This window comes from Erysipelothrix sp. HDW6B, assembly GCF_011301115.1.
GTDB classification, from domain to species: Bacteria; Bacillota_I; Bacilli_A; order Erysipelotrichales; family Erysipelotrichaceae; genus Erysipelothrix; species Erysipelothrix anatis.
This window is the reverse complement of sequence record NZ_CP049860.1, coordinates 2,173,358-2,195,326: the sequence shown is the minus strand read 5'-3', so window position 1 is coordinate 2,195,326 and position 21,969 is coordinate 2,173,358. Positions and strand designations below refer to the sequence as shown.

At 38.7% G+C, this 21,969-nt stretch carries 24 protein-coding genes; all 24 read left to right on the top strand.

Annotated elements, in window-relative coordinates:
- The first annotated feature begins 12 nt into the window (after positions 1–12).
- Positions 13–885, top strand: a complete 873-nt coding sequence (gene rapZ / locus G7061_RS10555) for an RNase adapter RapZ (RefSeq protein WP_159637728.1) — start codon at positions 13–15, stop codon at positions 883–885.
- Complete coding sequence (yvcK, locus tag G7061_RS10550; protein WP_159639512.1) at positions 882–1,841, top strand: uridine diphosphate-N-acetylglucosamine-binding protein YvcK; 960 nt, start codon at positions 882–884, stop codon at positions 1,839–1,841. The genes rapZ and yvcK overlap by 4 nt, the downstream gene beginning before the upstream one ends.
- The gene (gene whiA, locus G7061_RS10545) at positions 1,820–2,764 is read left to right on the top strand and encodes a DNA-binding protein WhiA (protein WP_159637724.1); all 945 of its coding nucleotides are present in this window, start codon (positions 1,820–1,822) and stop codon (positions 2,762–2,764) included. Before yvcK ends, whiA begins: the two co-directional genes overlap by 22 nt.
- 67 nt (positions 2,765–2,831) lie before the next feature.
- Positions 2,832–3,347: a GNAT family N-acetyltransferase gene (locus G7061_RS10540; RefSeq protein WP_159637722.1), complete on the top strand. Its 516-nt coding sequence runs from the start codon at positions 2,832–2,834 to the stop codon at positions 3,345–3,347.
- 74 nt (positions 3,348–3,421) lie between these two features.
- A complete protein-coding gene (locus G7061_RS10535; RefSeq protein ID WP_159637720.1) occupies positions 3,422–3,694 on the top strand; it encodes a DUF4834 family protein in 273 nt (90 codons plus the stop codon).
- Positions 3,695–3,712: 18 nt separating this feature from the next.
- Positions 3,713–4,591, top strand: coding sequence for a hypothetical protein (locus G7061_RS10530; RefSeq protein WP_166121182.1), 879 nt, complete (start codon positions 3,713–3,715; stop codon positions 4,589–4,591).
- 77 nt (positions 4,592–4,668) lie between these two features.
- The gene (gene gap / locus G7061_RS10525) at positions 4,669–5,673 is read left to right on the top strand and encodes a type I glyceraldehyde-3-phosphate dehydrogenase (RefSeq protein WP_159637716.1); all 1,005 of its coding nucleotides are present in this window, start codon (positions 4,669–4,671) and stop codon (positions 5,671–5,673) included.
- A gap of 158 nt (positions 5,674–5,831) precedes the next feature.
- A complete protein-coding gene (cysS, locus tag G7061_RS10520) occupies positions 5,832–7,169 on the top strand; it encodes a cysteine--tRNA ligase (protein WP_166121178.1) in 1,338 nt (445 codons plus the stop codon).
- Positions 7,169–7,546: a Mini-ribonuclease 3 gene (locus G7061_RS10515; RefSeq protein WP_159639510.1), complete on the top strand. Its 378-nt coding sequence runs from the start codon at positions 7,169–7,171 to the stop codon at positions 7,544–7,546. Before cysS ends, G7061_RS10515 begins: the two co-directional genes overlap by 1 nt.
- Complete coding sequence (gene rlmB / locus G7061_RS10510) at positions 7,546–8,265, top strand: 23S rRNA (guanosine(2251)-2'-O)-methyltransferase RlmB (RefSeq protein WP_159637710.1); 720 nt, start codon at positions 7,546–7,548, stop codon at positions 8,263–8,265. The genes G7061_RS10515 and rlmB overlap by 1 nt, the downstream gene beginning before the upstream one ends.
- A gap of 14 nt (positions 8,266–8,279) precedes the next feature.
- The gene (locus tag G7061_RS10505) at positions 8,280–8,891 is read left to right on the top strand and encodes a sigma-70 family RNA polymerase sigma factor (RefSeq protein WP_159639509.1); all 612 of its coding nucleotides are present in this window, start codon (positions 8,280–8,282) and stop codon (positions 8,889–8,891) included.
- A 138-nt stretch (positions 8,892–9,029) separates the two neighbouring features.
- Entirely contained in the window at positions 9,030–9,188 is a 159-nt protein-coding gene (rpmG, locus tag G7061_RS10500; protein ID WP_159637706.1) for a 50S ribosomal protein L33, read from the top strand.
- A gap of 12 nt (positions 9,189–9,200) precedes the next feature.
- Positions 9,201–9,383: a preprotein translocase subunit SecE gene (secE, locus tag G7061_RS10495; RefSeq protein ID WP_159637704.1), complete on the top strand. Its 183-nt coding sequence runs from the start codon at positions 9,201–9,203 to the stop codon at positions 9,381–9,383.
- A gap of 6 nt (positions 9,384–9,389) precedes the next feature.
- Positions 9,390–9,926, top strand: a complete 537-nt coding sequence (gene nusG, locus G7061_RS10490; RefSeq protein WP_159637702.1) for a transcription termination/antitermination protein NusG — start codon at positions 9,390–9,392, stop codon at positions 9,924–9,926.
- 111 nt (positions 9,927–10,037) lie between these two features.
- The gene (gene mvk, locus G7061_RS10485; RefSeq protein WP_159639508.1) at positions 10,038–10,976 is read left to right on the top strand and encodes a mevalonate kinase; all 939 of its coding nucleotides are present in this window, start codon (positions 10,038–10,040) and stop codon (positions 10,974–10,976) included.
- Between the two features lies 1 nt (position 10,977).
- Positions 10,978–11,919, top strand: coding sequence for a diphosphomevalonate decarboxylase (gene mvaD, locus G7061_RS10480; RefSeq protein WP_166121174.1), 942 nt, complete (start codon positions 10,978–10,980; stop codon positions 11,917–11,919).
- Positions 11,916–12,932: a phosphomevalonate kinase gene (locus G7061_RS10475; RefSeq protein WP_255466687.1), complete on the top strand. Its 1,017-nt coding sequence runs from the start codon at positions 11,916–11,918 to the stop codon at positions 12,930–12,932. Before mvaD ends, G7061_RS10475 begins: the two co-directional genes overlap by 4 nt.
- Positions 12,925–13,944, top strand: coding sequence for a type 2 isopentenyl-diphosphate Delta-isomerase (gene fni, locus G7061_RS10470; protein ID WP_207948894.1), 1,020 nt, complete (start codon positions 12,925–12,927; stop codon positions 13,942–13,944). The genes G7061_RS10475 and fni overlap by 8 nt, the downstream gene beginning before the upstream one ends.
- Positions 13,931–15,505 (top strand): ABC transporter substrate-binding protein, encoded by a 1,575-nt coding sequence (locus tag G7061_RS10465; RefSeq protein ID WP_166121169.1) that lies wholly within the window; start codon positions 13,931–13,933, stop codon positions 15,503–15,505. Before fni ends, G7061_RS10465 begins: the two co-directional genes overlap by 14 nt.
- A 13-nt stretch (positions 15,506–15,518) precedes the next feature.
- The gene (gene ung / locus G7061_RS10460) at positions 15,519–16,184 is read left to right on the top strand and encodes a uracil-DNA glycosylase (RefSeq protein ID WP_305038667.1); all 666 of its coding nucleotides are present in this window, start codon (positions 15,519–15,521) and stop codon (positions 16,182–16,184) included.
- On the top strand, positions 16,177–17,394 hold the full coding sequence (locus G7061_RS10455) for a folylpolyglutamate synthase/dihydrofolate synthase family protein (RefSeq protein ID WP_166121162.1): 1,218 nt from the start codon (positions 16,177–16,179) through the stop codon (positions 17,392–17,394). The genes ung and G7061_RS10455 overlap by 8 nt, the downstream gene beginning before the upstream one ends.
- A 132-nt stretch (positions 17,395–17,526) precedes the next feature.
- A complete protein-coding gene (locus tag G7061_RS10450; RefSeq protein WP_166121159.1) occupies positions 17,527–18,939 on the top strand; it encodes an alpha-amylase in 1,413 nt (470 codons plus the stop codon).
- Positions 18,923–20,677 carry an alpha-amylase family glycosyl hydrolase gene (locus tag G7061_RS10445; RefSeq protein WP_166121156.1) on the top strand — a complete coding sequence of 585 codons (1,755 nt, stop codon included), beginning with the start codon at positions 18,923–18,925 and terminating at the stop codon, positions 20,675–20,677. Before G7061_RS10450 ends, G7061_RS10445 begins: the two co-directional genes overlap by 17 nt.
- Before the next feature lie 94 nt (positions 20,678–20,771).
- Entirely contained in the window at positions 20,772–21,968 is a 1,197-nt protein-coding gene (locus G7061_RS10440; protein ID WP_159639500.1) for an extracellular solute-binding protein, read from the top strand.
- Position 21,969 lies beyond the last annotated feature (1 nt).

Sequence of the window (21,969 nt, the reverse complement as noted above, 5' to 3'; positions counted from 1 at the left end):
AGAGGTGTTAATATGAATCATCTAAATAAACCAAAAATTGTATTAGTAACCGGACTTTCAGGCGCAGGAAAAACCAGTGCAATGGCTGTCTTAGAAGACATGGGTTATCATTGCATAGACCGCTTCCCTGCTGCTTTGATTGATAATCTTATCGATGAAATTATTGCAAAGAAAACGCCTGGATATGAAAATGTTGCATTATCAGTAACTGCAAAAGACTTTTTTAAATTCTATAAACGTTTAAAAGGTATTGATGCCGAACTTACGGTGCTCTTCCTGGATGCCTCAAAAGAACAACTGCTTTTACGATACAAATACAACCGTCGTAACCATCCGCTTGTGGTAGCAGGACTTGCAAATAGCCTGGAAGAAGGACTTGATGCGGAGATAACAGAGTTTTCAGAAATAAAATCATTCGCAAGTATTATCATAGATACGACATTCTTAACAGCGCAAAATTTAACACAAAGAATTCAACGCTTCTTTAGTGTTGAAGGTAAACAAACGCTAAATATTAGTTTCATCTCATTTGGGTATCGTAAAGGTTTACCGCGAGATGCAGACCTTGTTTTCGACGTACGTTTCTTAAACAATCCATATTGGGAAGAATCACTTCGTGAAAAAACTGGAAACGATGTCGCAGTTTACAACTACGTATTGGATGATCCAAAAACTCAAGAGTATTTAGAATATTTGAAACCGTTTTTAGATTATTCCTTTGATAAATACGTGGAAGAATCCAAACATTTATTAACCGTTGCAATTGGCTGTACAGGGGGGCAACACCGTTCTGTGTCAATTGTCAATTGGCTCTATGATCAATACCGTAAAGACTACACATCGTTCAAAAACCATCGTGATGTGAAGGACGAAAAAGCAGTATGAATGTTGTAGTTGTCGGTGGTGGAAAAGGGCAATCTGCACTGCTTCGCGGACTTAAGAACGTTGAAGGAATTAATTTAAAAGCAATCGTAACTGTCGCTGATGATGGTGGAAGTACAGGGCGTTTGCGCGAAGAATTTAATTTACCCGCAATGGGTGATATTCGAAACGTTATGCTTTCGCTTGCCGAGTCAGAAACGTTACTCTCAGTTATTATGAACTATCGCTTTGATGAAGGAACACGCTCGTCACTGGCGGGGCATAATTTGGGCAACTTAATTTTCACCGCGCTTGCAACAGCATCTGGAAACTTTATGGAAGTCATCACGCAGTTGTCACAAGTTCTCAATGTCAAAGGGGAAGTTATCCCGGCATCAATGGATTTTATTACCCTATGTGCGCGTATGGAAGATGGCACCATTGTACGCGGAGAATCCAATATTCCTAAGTATAGTAACACCATTGATCACGTCTACTATGATGTCGATGTGAAAGCAACAGAGAATGCTGTTGCAGCAATTATGGAAGCGGACGTAATAGTGATGGGTGTGGGGTCTGTATATACATCGATTTTACCAAATCTCATCATTCCCGAAATTAAAGAAGCCATTCGCCAAACGAAAGCAAAAAAAGTATATTACTGTAACGCAATGAGCCAACCTGGAGAAACTGATGGCTATACTGCTGAAGATCATGTTAATGCGATTCTCAAACACATTGATGCATCACTTGATCTAGTCGTAGCAGCTTCAGATCCAATTTCAAAAGAAGTCTTGGAACATTACGAAGAAGAAAATAGTTACCCAGTTCTCTTTAGAACACAAAATCATACCTATCCTGTTCTACAACAAGATTTATTGCATTTTGATAATAATCGAATCCGTCATGATCATGATAAAGTAGAAAAAGGATTCAAAGAAGTTTTGGAGGCATTAGGATGTCCTTTAGCAGTGAAGTAAAACATGAAATAACTACCGTCCCGTTCAAGCCATGTTGCGAACGTGCTTTATTGTCTGCATTTTTGCATATAAACTCAAATTTGCTGATTGTTAATAAGCAGATGCAATTACAAATTGAAACAGAAAATGCAGCGATTGCAAAACGAATGTATCAAATAATTAAGAATCGGTACGAAGTTCAAATCGAATTAACAGTGGTACGAAAACAAAGACTCAACAAGAGTAACGTTTACGTCTTGCGAGTTTTAGAAAAGGGCATTGAAATTTTAGAAGATGTGGGAATCTATTCATCCAAAGGGATGCGAGAAACACCGTCTAAAATCATAACGCTCAAAGAGTGTTGTGCAAAAGCTTATCTAGCAGGAGCTTTCTTAGCGAGTGGTAGCATTAATGCTCCTACAACCGCTAACTATCATCTAGAAGTCTCAACGGCTGAAGAATCGCTATCTCGCTATATCATGCGTTTAATGAAAATGTTTGATATCGGTGCGAAGGTTACCGAACGTCGTGGACGCTACATTGTTTATGTCAAAGCAGCAGACCAAATAGCAGACTTCTTAAAAATAACAGGAGCACATTCAAAAACACTTGAATTTGAAGATGTTCGTATTCAACGAGATTTTAGAAATTCTCTAACTCGCCTTGATAACTGCGAAGTTGCGAATGAAGTAAAAACAATAAAAGCGGGGAATGCACAAATTGATGCCATTCAAAAGTTAATCGAACATAATCGATACAGTCATATTGAAGAACGCCTCATTCAGGTTGGAGATTTGCGTATGGAAAACCCTGAGACAAGCCTCAATGAGCTTATCGACCTCTATCAAGAAAAGTATAATGAACCCATTAGTAAATCAGGACTACAACATCGCTTTAAAAAGCTGATTGAGTTAGCTGGTAAAATCGAAGAATCAGAACAATAGGTAGTGAAGTCTTAAGCAATGCTTAAGACTTCTTTAGAATTACGTGACAAGGAGACATCATTACGAAATGATTTTTACATTACGAGAAGCAAAGCCTTCCGATGCCCAACGTCTTTTTGAGGTATCCTGTGACGAGGATGTCATGGAATATTACGGAACGGAAGCATATACAAGTATTGAACAAGCGCATCATGAACTTGATTGGTTTCATGAACTGTCGGCAACAAAAACTGGCTTTAGATGGGTTATTGCTGATGAACATGATATGTACATTGGAAACATTGGTGTTTTTGGATTTGACCCTAAAAATAACCGAGTCGAAATGGGATATCAATTAGATAAAGCATATTGGGGAAAAGGAATCATGACTGATGCAATTCAGACGGTACTTTATCACTGCTTTAATCAATATTACTACAATCGTGTTCAAGCGGTAATTGATCCTTTAAACATTGGTTCGCGTCGGGTCCTCGAAAAAAATGGATTTGTGCGTGAGGGACTATTACGTGATTATGAGTTTGAACGTGGACATTATGTCGATATTGAGATGTATGCAATCCTCGCTAAAGACTACATTATGTGATGGTTGCGTGAATGTTGCGATAAACACTCTGGCATCTGTTTTTTCATGATATAATGTGCGAAAGGTGGTATATTATGAGTTATTTAATTTTATTACTAATTATGGTAGTTTTTGTGATGTTATTGCCGCAGTTAGTGGGAATATTTCTAGTCATTTGGTTAGTCTACACAATTCTGAGAGTTTTTGGCGTAATCCGTCGAGAAAAACAACCACAACAAAATCAACAATATACGCAGTATACAAACAACCAAAGCAATTCACAGTATCAAAATCAATCAACGCAACGACCTAAAGGTGATGTCATTGATGTTGAATTTACCGAACATGAAGTAGACGATAAAAACTAATCGATTTGGAGGTATTCTATGTTGCGCCATGCAAACCCAACAGATCTTGCTGATCTAAAAGCTAAGTTTGAACGAGAGGTCCATGAAAATGTGGATTCGATAGCAATCGGATCCTTTTTGACGCATGACAATACGTTTGTGTTTCAAAATGAATCCAGTAAAATGGGTCATGCAGTTATTATGCCTAAAGTACTCGAACTTCATGGTAAACGGTTGAAAGCTTCATATATCATCGATATAGATGATGAAGATGAAACAATCTTGGAAGAACTTGTTGCGGCATCATCGCATGAAGAGTTGGTGACCTTGCTCCAATCGAGCGACGCACGAAAATATGAAGCTATCGGATTTGAGCCTGTAGTAGAAATAATGGAGTACAACATTCAAGCATCATCGCTTCCTGAGTTAGGTGTTGAGGGAATTGTTTTGGATCCCGTGAATCAAGATTTAGTGAGTGTTTATAATCGTTTTATGAAGCATTTTACTGGATACTTTATTCGTGATGCATCAAGTTTCGAAGCAATGAAGAAAGAATTAGATTCGATTCGTGGTGGGATTATTGGATTTAGCGAAAATGGGATTCTTGTTGGCTATGCAATCTATGAGAACAAAGGTAGTTTCATGAAAATACGAGAATGTATCTATGAAAAGAGTGGACACTTGTTAAGAATGCTGTCATTTCTATCAAGAGGGAAATCGCGGATTATTCTTCAAACATCTGTTTCTGAACATATTAATCGACTCATTCCAGATGCGAAAAGAGTTAAGAAACACTTTCTTTTAGCCCGTATAAATGATAAACAATTATTCGAACGCCTGTTTCACATAAAAATTATTAGTTCATACTCTGGCTTCAATGCGTTCGGAAAGCCACTATGGAATAGGGATTTTTACTAGATTGATAGCAGTATCACAATTGACAATAGATACCAATGGTATATAATATAAAGGTCAATAAGGAGGATTTATAGACTATGGCAGTAAAAGTAGCAATTAACGGTTTTGGCCGTATTGGACGTTTGGCAACACGCTTAATGATCGGTTCAGAAGATATGGAAATCGTAGCAATCAACGATTTAACAGATGCAGCAACATTAGCTCACTTGTTAAAATATGATTCAGCACAAGGACGTTTCGATAAAGAAATCGAAGTTAAAGACGGTGCATTCGTAATCGACGGAAAAGAAATCAAAGTTCTTAGCGAACGTGATCCTAAAAACTTACCTTGGAAAGAATTAGGAATCGACGTAGTTATCGAAAGTACAGGAATCTTCACAACTGAAGAAAAAGCTGGACTTCACCTTGAAGCAGGAGCACGTAAAGTTATCATTTCAGCTCCAGCAACAGGAAACATCAAAACAGTTGTTTACAACACAAACCACGACATCTTAGACGGTTCAGAAACAATCATCTCAGGTGCTTCATGTACAACAAACTGCTTAGCTCCAATGGCTAAAGTATTACAAGACCAATTTGGTATCGTAAGTGGAACAATGACAACAATTCATGCTTACACAAACGACCAAAACACATTAGACGGTCCTCATCCAAAAGGTGATTTACGTCGTGCTCGTGCAGCAGCAGAAAACATCATTCCTAACTCAACAGGAGCAGCTAAAGCAATCGGTTTAGTAATCCCTGAGTTACAAGGTAAATTAGATGGTGGAGCACACCGTGTTCCAGTTATCACAGGTTCAATCACAGAACTTGTTGCTGTTGTTGAAAAAGACGTAACAGTAGAATCAATTAACGCAGCTATGAAAGCAGCAGTTAACGAATCATACGGATATACTGAAGATCCAATCGTATCATCAGACGTAATCGGTATGGCTTACGGTTCACTATTTGACGCAACACAAACTAAAGTTACAACACTTGGTGGTGTAAACTTGGTTAAAGTTGCTGCATGGTATGACAACGAAATGTCATATACAAACCAATTAGTACGTACAGCACACCACGTTGCTTCAAAATTCTAATTGATAGACAATTAACCTTTAAAGATACAGCGTCTGCTGTATCTTTTTTTTGCCTATAAATCCAAAAGAAGAATACAATCAAAGTAGGAAAGATAGACTGCAATGGTGTATACTTAACACTATAGAAATGTATAACGATACATATTACTGGAGGTCCCATGAAACTATACAATTCAAAACATAATAAAATAGAAACATTTAGCCCGATTGAACCTGGCAAAGTGATGATGTATGTCTGCGGGCCAACAGTGTACAATCACCCCCATATTGGAAATGCAAGACCGATTGTTGTTTTCGATTTGCTACGACGCATTCTTGATGCAATTGGCTACGACGTGAAGATGGTGTCGAACTTTACGGATGTTGACGATAACATTATTAAAAAAGCACAACATGAAGGTGTTGATGAAACGGTTATTACGCAACGTTACATTGATGCCTATAATAAAGTTCGTACTGAATTACATGCAGAAGGAATCGATGCAACACCTAAAGTAACTGAAACAATGGATCGAATCATTGAGTTTATCGCAGAGCTTGTCGATAAAGGATTTGCTTATGAAGGCAATGGCGACGTTTATTTCCGAGTAACGAAAGTTAAAGATTATGGAGAAATCTCCTCGCAACGTATTGAAGATTTAATGGTTGGTGCGAGAATCGAAGAAAATACTAATAAAGAAAACCCCCTTGATTTTGCCTTATGGAAGTTTACTAATGATGACGGCATCAAATGGGATTCACCCTGGGGAAAAGGACGTCCTGGGTGGCATACTGAGTGTGTCGTTATGATAAATGATGAATTTAAGCAAGAGCGTATTGATATTCACGGTGGTGGTCAGGATTTGAAATTCCCACACCATGAAAACGAATCAGCACAATCCAAAGCAATTCATAATCATGATTTAGCGAACTATTGGGTTCATAATGCAATGTTGAATCTTGATGGGGCTAAAATGAGCAAATCTTTGGGGAATGTTCAATGGGCTCAAGAGTATATTGATACATTGGGTTCTAATCTTACACGTTGGGTACTCTTATCAACACACTATCGACTCGTCCTCAATATAACTGATACGCTTGTGGAACAATCGCGGAAAGAACTCCAAAAAATTGAACAAGGTCTCAACAAAGCGTATATCGCCTTGGAACTTGCTAATGTTGAAATTATGGAAGGTTATGATGTTGCTTTATATGATGCGTTTTTAGATGCATTAAAAGATGACATGAATGTGGCGAATGCGACAATGGTTCTCTTTGATGCAGTGAAAGTTCTCAATCAAGCCTTACGAACGAAGGAAATTGATGCGCAAGTGGTAAGTGATTATGTACAAACGGTAGAAAAAATGATAAATATCCTGGGGATAAAAATTCCAAGAATCACCCTTACAGAATCGGATAAAGGACTTTTTGCGGAATGGAATGAGGCCAAACAATCAAAAGATTTTGAAGCCGCAGATAATGCACGCGCAGCACTCATAGAACGGGGTTTAATCTAATGTCACAGCTCTCTGGAAACGTTTTAGCATTTATTGGAGATGCTGTCCTTTCGCTTCAAGTGCGCCAACATTTAGTTGCGCAAGGAATCACGAAAACAAAACAATTGCAAGAATTATCAACCCGATTTGTCAGTGCAAAATCTCAAGCATTGTTCATGAAGAACCTTTTAGAAAACGATGCATTAACTGAAGAAGAAATGGTAATGTATAAACGTGGACGAAATGCCAAAAGTACATCGATAGCCAAAAATGCAGATGTGACAACCTATCGCATTGCAACAGGATTCGAAGCACTTTGGGGATATCTCTATGAAACACAACAAACTGAACGTCTGGACCAATTGTGGAACGCGTTCATAGAAACGGTAGAACTATAATGTCAGAATATATCTTTGGAAAAAATACAGTAACAGCATACTTAAAGAGTGGTCAAAAACCCAAGAACGTCTATTTATTCAATAAAGGGAGTTATCCCGAAATTGTAGCGATTGCAAAAGAAAAGAACATCAATATCCAATTTGTGGATAAATTTCGTTTGGACAAAATGGTAAAAGGCGTCCATCAAGGAGCTGTCATTGAAATCCAAGACTATCGTTACGCTGACATTGAAACGATTGTTAAGAATGCAAAACACAAGTTAATTGTTGTTTGCGATCAATTGGAAGACCCACACAATCTTGGAGCCATTTTGCGAAGCTCAGATGCTGCAGGTGTGGATGGTGTTGTTATTGGTAAACATCGAAGTGTTAGTTTAACTGCTACTGTTGCGAAGGTATCAACAGGTGCGATTAATACAGTCCCGGTTGCGCAGGTTACTAACCTAGTTCAAACGGTTCAGTACCTCAAACAACAAGGATATTGGGTTGTTGCTGCTGAAAATGCAGTGGATGCCGTATCGTATGATCAGTTCAATGTTGACATGCCAATCGCATTAGTCGTAGGTTCAGAAGGTAAGGGAATATCCCGACTCATGAAAAAAGAATGTGATATTCTCACTACAATTCCAATGTTTGGTACAGTTAACTCTTTAAATGTCTCTGTTGCAACAGGCATCCTTCTCTTTGAAATCGTCAGACGTCGAAACTTGCTAAAATAAGATAGGAGTTATTAATGCCTGGAGATTATGAATATCTTTACATGATTCGACAGAATCATACAGAAGCACTAACTACATTAATGAATAATTACAAAGGTCTAATTTGGAAACGAACGCACGTTTTTTGGCGAATGTACTCACCACAAGGTATTGGTATCGATGATGTGTTTCAGAATGCGTCATTAGGCTTCATCGAAGCGATTTATATGTATAAAGAGAGTATGGATGTAGGCCTTGCGCATTTTATAGCCATCTGTATCGATTCACACATTCAAAGTAGTCTTCGTAAGTGTCGTGGAAAGTCATACACACTTTTAGATTCAAAGCGCTCCTTAGATATGACAATAAATGAAGATGCGTCACTTTTTCTTAGTGATATCCTCATTGAAAAAGATGTTCGAAAAGATCCGCAATTTATGTCACACTACTATGAGGCACTGAGCGACCTCAATAAAATATTAGATGGACTGAGTGAAGTCGAACGAACCGTTTATAACCTTCGTGAGGCTGGTTATAGTTATGTCGAAATTTCTGAGCTGCTTAATATTAGTAAAAAGCAGATAGATAATACTTTGCAGAAAGTGCGTCGGCTGGTCCATAAGTCATCGGAATACAGTAAAAAATAAAGATGGTGATAAAGGGATAACCTTTATCATCATTTTAAATTATAAAATAAAGAATGATCGTATCAAGATAACGTATCAAATTGACACTCAGTTTCGATTATGATAAAGTTATAGAGCACGAAAGTGGGTTTTTTTATAATGTCAAACAAAAGAGAAAAAGTGATTCTAATTTGTACAGAGTGTCTCTCAAGAAACTACTCAACAAGTCGAAATCATACAAACGCAAGTGAGCGTTTAGAGATTAAAAAGTTTTGCAAACGATGCGGAAAACATACATTGCATCGCGATTCTAAATAGGAGGTTTTAGTTATGAGTTGGTTTACAATTGCAGGAATTAAAGAAGAAATTCGTAAAATCCATTGGCCAAGCCGAAAAGAACTTTCAAGCAATACGGTTATTGCGATTTCGTTTATTCTTTTCTTTGTAGTCTATTTCCTATTCACAGAAATTGTGTCAATCGAAGCATTAAAATTACTTGGAATTGGTGGATAATAAACTATGGAAGATAAACAATGGTATGTCGTTAATACTTATGCTGGTCATGAAAACCGTGTTAAGGAAAATTTAGAACGACGTGTTGAGTCAATGGGAATTGAGGATTCATTATTCCGCATTCTTGTTGCTGAAGAAAAAGAAATTGAATATAAAAATGGTAAAAAAGTAGAGAAGATGCGTAATCTTTTCCCAGGATACCTTTTCGTTGAAATGATTATGACTGATGAAGCATGGTATGTTGTTCGTAATACACCAGGTGTCACAGGATTTATCGGATCATCAGGTGGTGGAGCGAAGCCGTTCCCAGTTTCACCAGAAGAAATTGAATCAATCTTACAACGTATGGGTATGAGTGATCAAAAACTTATCGTAGATTTCGAAATTGGAGATACAGTTCGAATTTTATCCGGACCGTTTGCCGGAATCGAAGGTACAGTTGACAGTATGAATGATGATTCACAGTCAGCGATGGTTCTTACAATTCTCTTTGGACGTGAAACACCTACAGAAATTTCATACACAGATATTGAACGTATCTAATACTAACTCTCTAACCATCTGGCTAGAGAGTTTTCTTTATGTAATTTCATGAATTTATGTGAAGCGATTATTTGTAAATAAAATGATGTATAATAGATACGGATGGTAAATATGAATCAAATTGGAATCGGAATCGCAACAGGAAAAATAATCTTGATTGGTGAGCATGCTGTCGTTTATGGTAAACCAGCAATTGCCTTACCTTTTTATGCTGCGAAAATTGAAACAACAGTAACAATAACACAATCAGAATCAACCATAGATTGTGTCTTTTATACGGGGAAATTAAATACAGCACCGGAATCGATAGAAGGAATAACAGCCTTGATTCATGCTGTTTTAAAATATTTAAATAAAGAAAACGTTAATATTGATATCAACATCAACTCAATGCTTCCAGCGTCACGAGGACTCGGGTCCAGTGCGGCTGTATCTGTATCGATTGTCCGTGCATTGTTTGATGCTTTTGAGATTAAAATTACAGAAGATATTATGAAAGAACTTGTCTTAGTGGCGGAGTCAATTCACCATCTTAATCCAAGTGGTTTGGATGCAAACACAATTACACGTGGTGTGCCAACGTTATTTGAACGGGATAAACTGATGGACTCAATTGCCATGAACATGGATGGTTACTTGGTTGTTGCAGATACAGGTGTACTAGGAAATACAAAAGAAGCAGTTGCTACTTTTGGGACCCAACTGGAATGTGAGCCTGAAAAGATGAAACCTTATTTGGATGAGTTTACACAACTCGCAATGAAAACAGTTCGCGGTCTTGAACTGAATGATATTGCGAGTGTAGGTGAAGCAATGAACCGTGCGCATGAGCTATTGCGCCTCTTTGGTGTGTCAGAAACGACTTTGGATACTTTAGTTAATGCAGCACGTCGTGCAGGTGCAGTTGGTGCTAAATTGACGGGTAGTGGTCAAGGTGGATGCATGATTGCGCTTGCGCCTAATTTAACAGTTGCCTCAGAAATTTCAGCAGTCTTAAAAGGTCATGGAGCAGTTCAAACATGGCAGTATCACTTAAAGGAAATGGTGTAATATGAAAACAGTTCGTGCACATACAAACATTGCGCTGATTAAGTATTGGGGCAAAAAAGACAATGCGTTAAAAATTCCGCATAATTCGAGTTTATCATTGACACTCGATCAATTCTATACTGAAACACGGGTTGAATACGATGCTTCATTAACACAAGACCAATTTATGTTGGATGGAGCATGGGTTGATGATAAAACCAGCCAACGCGTTTATTGGTTTATGGACCGAATTCGTGAGCGATACGGTATTCAAGAGTATGCCCGCATTATATCGGAAAATCATGTACCGAAAGAAGCAGGACTCGCATCAAGTGCGTCAGCTTTCGCTGCGCTTGCTAAAGCTGCGACTTTAGACTTAAATCTTGACGACAGGGAAATATCAAGGCTTGCTCGTTTGGGCTCTGGAAGTGCGTCACGATCGGTCTACGGGGATTTCGTACGATGGAATCGTGGTACTTCTGATGAAGACAGTTTTGCTGAACCAATTACCATGGAGCCCTGGTCTGATTTTAGAATGATTGTTTGTATCTTAAATGATCAGATAAAACCTTTTTCGAGTACGGATGCAATGAACACAACTGTGGCAGACTCACCATATTATGATTCATGGGTTGCATCAACAGAAGCAGATCTCATACAACTGGAAGAAGCTGTCAAAAATCATGATATCGAACGTGTCGGTGTAATTTCACAAACCAATGCATTGAAAATGCATGCCTCTTTAATGGCGGTGAATATGTGGTATTTTGAACCTATGACGGTAGAAATTATGAATCGGGTCCGTCAACTGCAAAAATCAATTCCAGCATACTTTACAATGGACGCTGGGCCAAATGTCAAAATTATGACAACTGCGGCTCATGTTGAAACCATTTTAGAAGCACTGCCATCATCAGTTACAACAGTTGTTTGTAAGTCAGGACCAGGGCTTATCGTTTTATGAGATTCCCTGGGAAATTGTTTTTAATGGGTGAATATGCAGTGATGGAACCAGGGTTTCCATCAGTTGTAATGGCTGTTGATAAAACAATTAATACGAAAATTTGCGCGACAGATGCATTTACAATTGTGAGTCAGTATGGTCAGTTATCCGGTAAGACGCTTTTAACTGATACTGAAGGTATGCGTTATGTATCGGCGGCATTGCGAACTGTCAACCGTTTTTATCCACTTCAAGAACCGTTTCACCTCACCATTGAAAGCGAGTTAGAATCGGTCAATCATCAGAAGTATGGGTTGGGTTCGTCAGGCGTTGTAATTGTTGCGGTAATTGCATCGGTCCTTGATTTTTACCGAATTTCAATATCAAAAACAGAATTATTTAAGATGGCGGTACTGGCACAACTTGAGATGAATGAATTGAGTTCTGGTGGTGATTTGGCTGCAGCGGTCTTTGGTGGCATTATTATCTATGAACGTTATGATGTCCAATGGTTGAAAACTCATCAGGCTTCACCGGATATTCTCCATCTAGAATGGCCCCTCCTTAAGATTGAACCTTTGCAAGATGATATATTTAAAATTCATGTTGGCTGGACGCAGTCCGTCAATAGAACGGTCTCGTATCTTAAAACGTACTATCGACGTGCAGATGAGGATCCTTTGACGTACAGAGCATTATTGTTGGGCTCTAAATCGTGTGTCGATTCATTTATCAACGCTTGGCAAGATAGTAATTATGAAGGAGTTCGTTCATCAATGCATCATTACCGTAAATGGATGCAAGCAGTTGCATCATGGACGCAACTCGATATTGAAACGGCAGCACTAACAGCTCTTATCGAAAAAGCAGAAGTTTTAAATTTAGGTGCGAAAATCTCTGGCTCTGGTGGTGGTGACTGCGGAATTGCAATTTACGAGCCCCATAATTATGAAAAAATTATCAAATTAGACATGGAATGGAAAAAAAATGATATTGTATCATTAGATGTAGAGGTATTTAGACATTATGAGTAGTATACGATCCCAACGAAAAGACGATCACGTCGCACATGCATTGGAACAAAACGGTTTCAAAAACGATTTTGAGTTAGTGCGTTTTATCCACAATAGTTTACCGAATATGAATTTTTCGGATGTTGACTTAAGTAGCCATTATTTTGGTCATGCTTTTGAGTATCCGGTTTATATTAATGCGATGACGGGTGGTAGTGATAAAACACGTGAAATCAATCAAAAACTTGCAATGATTGCGAAGCATTTTGGTCTTGCAATGGCCGTGGGTTCGCAGCATGTTGCCTTAGATGATGCATCACAAATTCCAAGTTTTTCAATTGTTCGTGAAACAAACCCAGATGGATTTATAATTGGTAATATTAATGCGAATGCATCAGTCGATGATGCTATCCGTGCGATTCAAATGATTAAAGCAGATGCCTTGGGTATCCACATTAATATTGCGCAAGAAATTACAATGGATGAAGGGGACCGTGACTTTGCACACTGGTTAGATCATATTGAAGCCATTATTCGTAGTGTTGATGTTCCTGTAATCGTTAAAGAAGTAGGCTTTGGCATGAGTGATGAAACAGTCCGTCAATTGCTTGATCGCGGCGTACGCTATGTTGACGTGAGTGGTCGCGGTGGTACCAATTTCATCATGATTGAAAATGCTCGCTCTGAACGAAAACGTTATGATTATCTTGCGGATTGGGGTTTAACACCAGTTGAATCCTTACTCATGACACAGCCCTATCACCATCAAGCACAGATGTTAGCCTCAGGTGGAGTAACGAATCCCTTGGATGTCATGAAACTGCTCCGATTGGGAGCGCATGGTGTTGGTATTTCAGGATACTTCCTCAAAGCAGCACACTTAGAAACAGATGCAATGTTTGATGAAGTCGAACTTTTCCTTGAGGATTTAAAGAAACTCATGGTGCTGATCGGTGCTTCAGACTTAACAGCATTGCGTAAACGTAAAATTCAACTATTAGAGAGATTGGTGATGTACGATGAAACAAAATAAACCCACAATAATAGGGATTGTCCTTGTTTTAGTTGTGGCTTTATTTGCAACATCGTACTTTGTGATTGCGAACCGATGTACTTTAGATGGACAATCGGTATGTTATGACAAAGAAACAGAACGCTTCTTGATCGAAGAGAATGCAACATTAAAGATTCAAGTCGAAAGTGAAGCATTGGGTGAATATGTCGTTGCGACATGGAATGAGGCACATCCTAATCATATTGATGCCATCACCTACGAAGTTGCAGCCCCACTAACTGCAAAACAATTGAATGAACCCTTTCAAACAGATATCTTGGTAACAAAGCAGAATGATGCAGCGTACTTCCTCGATAAATTCCATGATATGGGTGGGAAACTCGACTCGATTGTTGGATCGAAGATCCCTGTACAAATACAGGATACCATTAACTTAACGGGCTATTATTTTATTCAAAATAGTATCTCGGGTCCGACTTTTGCATACAATGAGACCTTAATGAAATCACTCGGCTATAATATCGAAGACAGTGATACGTCAGGGCTACCGGATGTTTTTGATTCATGGACAAAAATCATGAACCAAAGTAAAACATTGAATGAACAAGTAGATGTTATTTTTCCTTTGACTTTCACCGATCAACAAAGTTTTTATCCAATGTTAACAGCGGGTCGTTGGACATTGAATTTCACCAAAAAAGGATCCAATCCTGGATTTAATACACGTGAGTTCCGAGAGGGATTAGAACTTATTGATGCGATGGGAGATATCGTCTGGGATCGAACAGTTGCTAAAGATTTCCCAGATCCCAATGCGCCAATTCCAACAGAAACAAAACAAGATGATCATACAAATGCAAAAGATGGGGAATCGGATGCTCAAAAACCAAGCACTACTCCAGACAAACCAAGTGATTCTGAAAACACGACTGAAACGAACACAGACCAAGCCACGACAGCAGATGGTGATTCTGATGTGAAAGCACCAGTAGTTCCTACAGTTAAACGAAATGTTGCTGAAGAGTTAACATGGCAATATGAAAAAGCATTCTATGAAAACCGAGCTCTTTTCACAATTATTAACGACTTTGACATGGCCGCACAATATGAGGAAAGCACAGGACAAAAATATGTCTATGCACCATTCCCATCCTATCAAGATCACCGTTTATCACCGATGGCAGAGACTGATGGTTATGTAGTTTCAAAAGATGTACAGTATCCTTCAGCTGCTGCAGAAGTCATTCGGATTCTGCGTTCGCCAGAAGCTGTCTCAATTCACAATACATCCACAGGAAAAATCCCAGTATATCATAAAACATATATCGATGAATTGAAGATTGAAGACAGACATACGAAAGAACGTATTTTTGCTTACAATACAAGCGATACTCCGCCTGTCATGGCATTAGATAACAATCCTAATGTGCTCGCGCGTACGTTGTACTCAGAGGTTGATATCATGCAACCCTTGCGTGACCTTTATAATGGAAAAATAGATGTCAAAAAAGCGCAAGAAGAAATTCAAAAGCTTGCTGACGAATGGATTGCGAAAAATGATATACTAAAAGAAGCGTAAGCTTCTTTTTTTAATGGAGGTATCTATGAGTACATGGCAAGAACTACTTCAAGAAGAATTTGAAAAACCTTACTTTATTTCATTGACGCAATTTGTTCGGGAACGCCGCCTGGAAGTTCCAGTTTATCCGCCCGAACAAGATGTTTTTGCTGCATTTGATGATACACCGCTTGATACCGTGAAGGTCGTGATTTTGGGACAAGACCCTTACCATCAACCAGGGCAGGCGATGGGTCTTAGTTTTTCCGTACATAAAGATATTCCACTTCCGAAAAGTCTCATCAATATGTATAAAGAATTAGAACGAGATTTAGGAATTGTTAACACACACGGTGATTTGTCCTCGTGGGCAAAACAAGGTGTCTTCATGCTTAATACAATTTTGACGGTGGAGGAAAGTCAACCGTTGTCTCATCAAAAAAAAGGATGGGAGACATTTACGGATACAGTTATTGCAACGCTTGGAAGTCAAGATAAACCAATTGTTTTCGTCTTGTGGGGTAAGAAGGCACAAGAAAAAAAAGCACTGATAAAAAAACATCATATTTTTGTTGAAAGCAGTCATCCTTCACCATTGGGTGCCTATCGCGGATTTAATGGATCGCGCCCTTTCTCAACTATAAATCACCATTTAGAAGAACTTGGCGAAACGCCAATTGATTGGAGTCTCAATGTATAACGATATTCATATAGCTTTAGATGCGTTGATGCAACGTAAGAACCAAACATACGGCATCGATCACTTTAGAAAACTTTTGAAAAGTATGGGCAATCCCCAAGACCAACTGCAGACAATTCATATTGGGGGAACCAATGGGAAAGGTTCAACTACAAACTACACACGCTCAATCTTGCAAGAAGCAGGGTTTCGTGTGGGAACATTTACATCGCCACATCTCATTGTTCACAATGATCGAATTCGCATCAATAATGTGCCAATTGCGGACGATATCTTCTTAAACTATATCAATCAAACATATCCTCTATGGGATGAACATCATCTGAGCATGTTTGAGATTGATATGTTGATTTCAATTCACTATTTCTTGGATGAAGGTGTCGATTATGTTATCTATGAAGTAGGTTTAGGCGGCCGTTTGGACGCAACCAATGTAATTAACCCAGAGATATGTGCTATTACGAATATTGGTCTCGATCACCAAGGGATATTAGGTGATACGATTACAGCAATTGCACATGAAAAGGCTGGTATTATCAAAGAGGGTGTGCAGCTTGTCACAACAATCCAAGATCGCGAAGCTTTGGATGTGATGATTAATACGGTGCACGACCACCATGGAAAACTAAAACAATTATGCATTCCTCGTTACAAGCGCGTGGACAAATCCTATTTTTTTGAACATGAAAATGTAGCGTATACACTTACAAATCAAGGCAGTTATCAAGTCGGTAATGCAGCGTTAGCGGCGTCAATCGTTCGGTTCATAATTCCAGAATTAGCGGCCGATGTCTTTCAACGCGGTGTCCGTCTTGCGTCATGGGCAGGACGTTTTGAAGAAATATTGCCCAATGTTTACGTTGATGGTGCACATAATGAAATGGGAATTGAGCGTTTGGTTCAAAGTGCTGAGATTTTACCACGTCCACATGTTGCCGTTTTCGCAGCACTTAAGGACAAAGAATATGAGAATATGGTGCATCAACTTACGGAGGCATTTGATGCAGTGATTGTTACAGAGTTTGATTTTTTCCGTGCTGCTCGAGCACAAGAACTTGCAGAAAATCAAAATGTCCAAACAATGACACCTTATACACAAGCGATTGATACAGCCCTCGAGAATCAAGGAACAGGGAGTATCATCGTAACGGGTTCACTTTATTTTATTTCGGAAGCACGAGAGTATTTAATTAAAAAGGTCAATGAATGACCTTTTTTTTCACGCTAATGGCACAAATGGAATCGGTAATGTTTTTGTCGATTGATTCATCGGCTTCTTGGTTGCAATTTTATACGCGTTGTATATAATGAACATGAGGAAAACGTTTTCTCGGAGGTTTGCATGAAACGTATTTTATTACAAAATTTTGAGTGGTATATGAAACCAGAAACGAATCTATGGGCAGAAATTGCACGTGATGCTTATCAGTATGCGCAAGATGGAATTACGGAATCATGGTTGCCACCAGCATATAAAGCTAAGAATGGAATTAATGATGTTGGGTATGGAGTCTATGATTTATACGATCTTGGTGAATTTAATCAGAAGAACACGGTTCGGACCAAGTATGGAACATGTTCAGAATATGAGCAAGCAATCAAAGCACTTCAAGCGCAGCGTATTAAAGTCTATGCAGATATTGTCTTAAATCATAAAATGGGTGCTGATGGCGTTGAGCGTGTGAATGCGACGGTATCACATGCCACGAATCGTCTAAATATGAAACACCAAACTGAGATAGAAGCATGGACAGTTTTTAATTTCGATAATCGTAATAACATGTATTCAGATTTTAAGTGGAACAAGCATCATTTCAAAGCAGTGGACTTTGATCATCGCTCTAAGACATCTGAAATCTATCTTTTTGATGGGAAGTCATGGTCTGAGAACATCGATGTTGAGCTAGGAAATTATGACTACCTTATGGGTGCAGATATTGATGTGTCGAACCCTGAAGTGCGCCAACATTTAAAAGATTGGGGTCACTGGTATACCAAGCGTTTCGGTTTGGATGGCTACCGAATTGATGCTGTTAAGCATATTGATTTTGACTTTTATTATGAGTGGCTTCAGGAAATGCAGTCTGAGGGACCGAAGTTTGCAGTCGGTGAATATTGGAGCCCTGATTTGCGAGCGCTTCATAACTATCTTCAAGAAACACAGTACAGTATGTCATTGTTTGATGTCCCATTACACTTTAACTTTCATATTGCGAGTTTTCTTGGAGATAACTATGATTTACGAAAAATATTCAATGGCACACTCGTTGCAACACAACCTGATTTTGCAGTTACATTTGTGGACAATCACGATACCCAAGTGGGCCAATCGCTGGAGTCGTATGTCAAACATTGGTTTCGTTATCATGCGTATGCATTGATTCTATTACGTACTGAAGGTGTACCGTGTGTATTTTATCCTGATTATAAAACGCATCTTCCCAAATTGGCACGCATGATGCGCGTATCACATCGACTTAATGGTAAACAGTTCGATATGATTGATGATACTCATGTTATTGGATGGAGTTTTGACGGCGACTATCCTGGGGCGGTCGTCATGAGTAACCGCTACAATAGTATTAAAAAAATGTATGTTGGAAAACAACATGCGGGTAAAGAGTTTGTTGATTTAATGGAACACACTGAAGGTGTGGTAACGATCAATGAGAAGGGAATTGGCTTGTTCCCGGTTGCTGCTAAAGTATGCAGCATCTATATAACAAAGGAGAATTATCATGAAAGTATTTTATGATACACTTGGAAAATTAACGTGGCGTGAACCCATTAATTTATATTATCATGGTGTGCTAATTGAAAATGGTGTTGTACCTAATTTAGAATTGGGAATTGACCATGTTGTGACGGATCAATTTGGAACGGTCTATCCAATCATTTATCGTGGTATTGTACATACGACTTGGTTTGATACTACCTTTGATGCAACGCATGAGCGCTTAGGCAGTTACGTTGAAGCAGATGAAACGACTTTTAGTGTTTTTGCTCCAACGGCAATCGCAGTTTATTTACGGATTGATGAAGCTCATATTTTGATGCACCGCAAGGCTAATGGTGTCTATACGCACACGATTGCACAAAATCTTCATGGAACAGTTTATAACTATGAAGTTCATGTTAATGGGGACGTCAATATCACAACAGATATTTACGCAAAAGCATCGATGCCGAATGGTTCTGCCAGCGTGGTGGTTGATTTTAATCAAATGCATCTTGAAACGAATTCAATTGAGCCTCGTTCAGGAGTCATTTTGGAAACTCAGGTTCGTGATTTTTCAATGGACCCGAATGTTGCATTTAAGTATCGTGGTAAGTTCCTTGGCATGTTGGAATCTCATGGCGACTATGGGATGCAACATATCCTTGATATGGGAGTCAGCCATATTCAGCTAATGCCAATCAATGATTTTGGAAGTGTTGATGAACTCAATCCTTTGGAAAACTATAACTGGGGCTATGACCCAATGCAGTATATGGCATTGGAAGGATCATACAGTACCGATCCCAATGATCCACTTCGTGCCATTTCGGAGTTTTCTACATTGGTGAATGGTTATCACAAACACGGTATAGGTGTTAATGTTGACGTTGTTTTTAATCACGTCTATGAAGTCGCACCATCAGCATTTCATCAAACGGTTCCATACTACTACTTCCGTTACGACAATGTCTTCGAACATTACAATGGAACATTTTGTGGGAATGAGGTCGCATCAGAGCGCCCGATGGTTCGAAAAATGATCGTTGATGCGTGTCGCTACTACGTAGAAACTTTTAAAATTGATGGTTACCGTTTTGATTTGATGGGCATTATGGATATTGATACCATGCTCGCAATTCAAGAAGCCGTTCCTAATACAACTCTTTATGGTGAAGGTTGGCATATGGCATCGGGTCTTCCCGATAGTCTTAAAGCAAGTATGGAGAATACCGCGAGCTTGCCAAGTATCGGCCATTTCAATGATCAATTCCGAAATCTAGTAGGAGGAGACACGGATGCTCGTAATTTAGGATATGTCGATACGGGGCTGACGCCACTCATAAAAGAAAGTATTTTGGGAAGTAGTAATCTTTTCGCTGACGCTGCTTTAAGTATTAATTACATTGAATGCCATGATAATTATGCCCTTGCAGATAAAGTTGTTTTAAATCATAAGCAGGTGGAAGCCATCGATGTCTTAAATGCCTTGGTGATTTTATCGAAGGGTGTTCCTTTCATGCAAATAGGTCAAAGTTTCTTCCGAAATAAACAACGCAACCATAACTCCTATAATTTACCAGATGCAATAAATCGGATTGATTGGTCTTTTGTGAAGACATATCGCGATTATCATGAAAATGTGAAGCGATTCATTGAATTTAGAACAAAAAACAAAAATTATTCTATAAATTTTGTAGGTGATGAAATTGTGTTCAAAGGTACTCATGGAGCGATATCTGTAACACCTAACAATGTTATCTTCCACGATGAATAATGTAAACGTATACATTTCCCTCTTTACAAATACAAAAGTCTTGTTATAATATGCTTAAGAAAACGATTTCCTAAATCGTGAGGAGGAAGAAGTAGTGAAACGATTTGTTAAAGTTATGACGGTACTTATGGTATCACTAGCACTAGCAGGATGTTCATCAGGCAAGCCAGCATCCGAAACAATTAATCTGAAAGTATGGGGTTCCCAAGATTCTCAAGAGTTCCTATCAAAACGTATTGAGAAGTTCAAAGAACTAAACACGGACAAGACATACAATATTGAATTAGGTGTTGTCGGGGAACCTGACGCACGTGATTATGTAACACAAGATATCGCAGCAGCTGCAGATGTCTTCGCATTTGCTAATGACCAAATCACAGACTTGGTTGAAGCAGGTGCATTATATGAAATCACTATAGACAAAGAACGTATTGTTAAAGACAATGTTCCGGGATCAGTTGATGCAGCAACAATTGATGGTAAACTCTATGCTTACCCAATGACTGCAGATAATGGATACTTCATGTACTATGACAAGAGTGTCTTCACAGAAGAAGATGTTAAGTCATTAGATTCAATGGTTAAAGTTGCTGAAGAAAAAAATAAAAAAATCTTCATGGACGTTTCAAACGGTTGGTATAATGCATCATTCTTCTTAGGAGCTGGTGGAAAACTTGCTATTGAAAACGGTAAACAAGTCACTGACTTCAATAATGCTCGTGGACTTCAAGTTGGTGAATACATGCGTTCATTCACAGCATCACCAGCATTCTTAACTGGCGATGACACAGTTTTACAAGCTGGTATGGGTGATACAATTGCTGCTGGTGTATCTGGAACATGGGTTGCAGAATCAATGGAAAAAACATTGGGTGATAACTATGCAGCGACAAAACTTCCAACATTCAACATTGGGGGCGAAGATGTTCAAATGGCAAGCTTCGGTGGTTATAAACTCATGGGTGTTAAAACAAAAACAGAACATCCAATTGAAGCAATGGCATTAGCAGACTTCTTAACAAATGAAGAAAGTCAATTAGAACGTTTCAACACATTGAAACTTGGACCATCAAATATTAAAGCTGCAGAAAGTGAAGCAGTTCAAGCTAACGTTGCATTAAGCGCTTTAGCAGAACAAGCACAATTCGCACACAGTCAAAAGAGTGTCCTTTCAAACTACTGGACACCATCTGAAGCATTCGGCCTTGCACTTGAAGATAAGAATCCTGCACCTATGCAAGAACTCTTAGATCAAATGGTCAAACAAATTCAAGAAGGTGTAATAGAGTAAC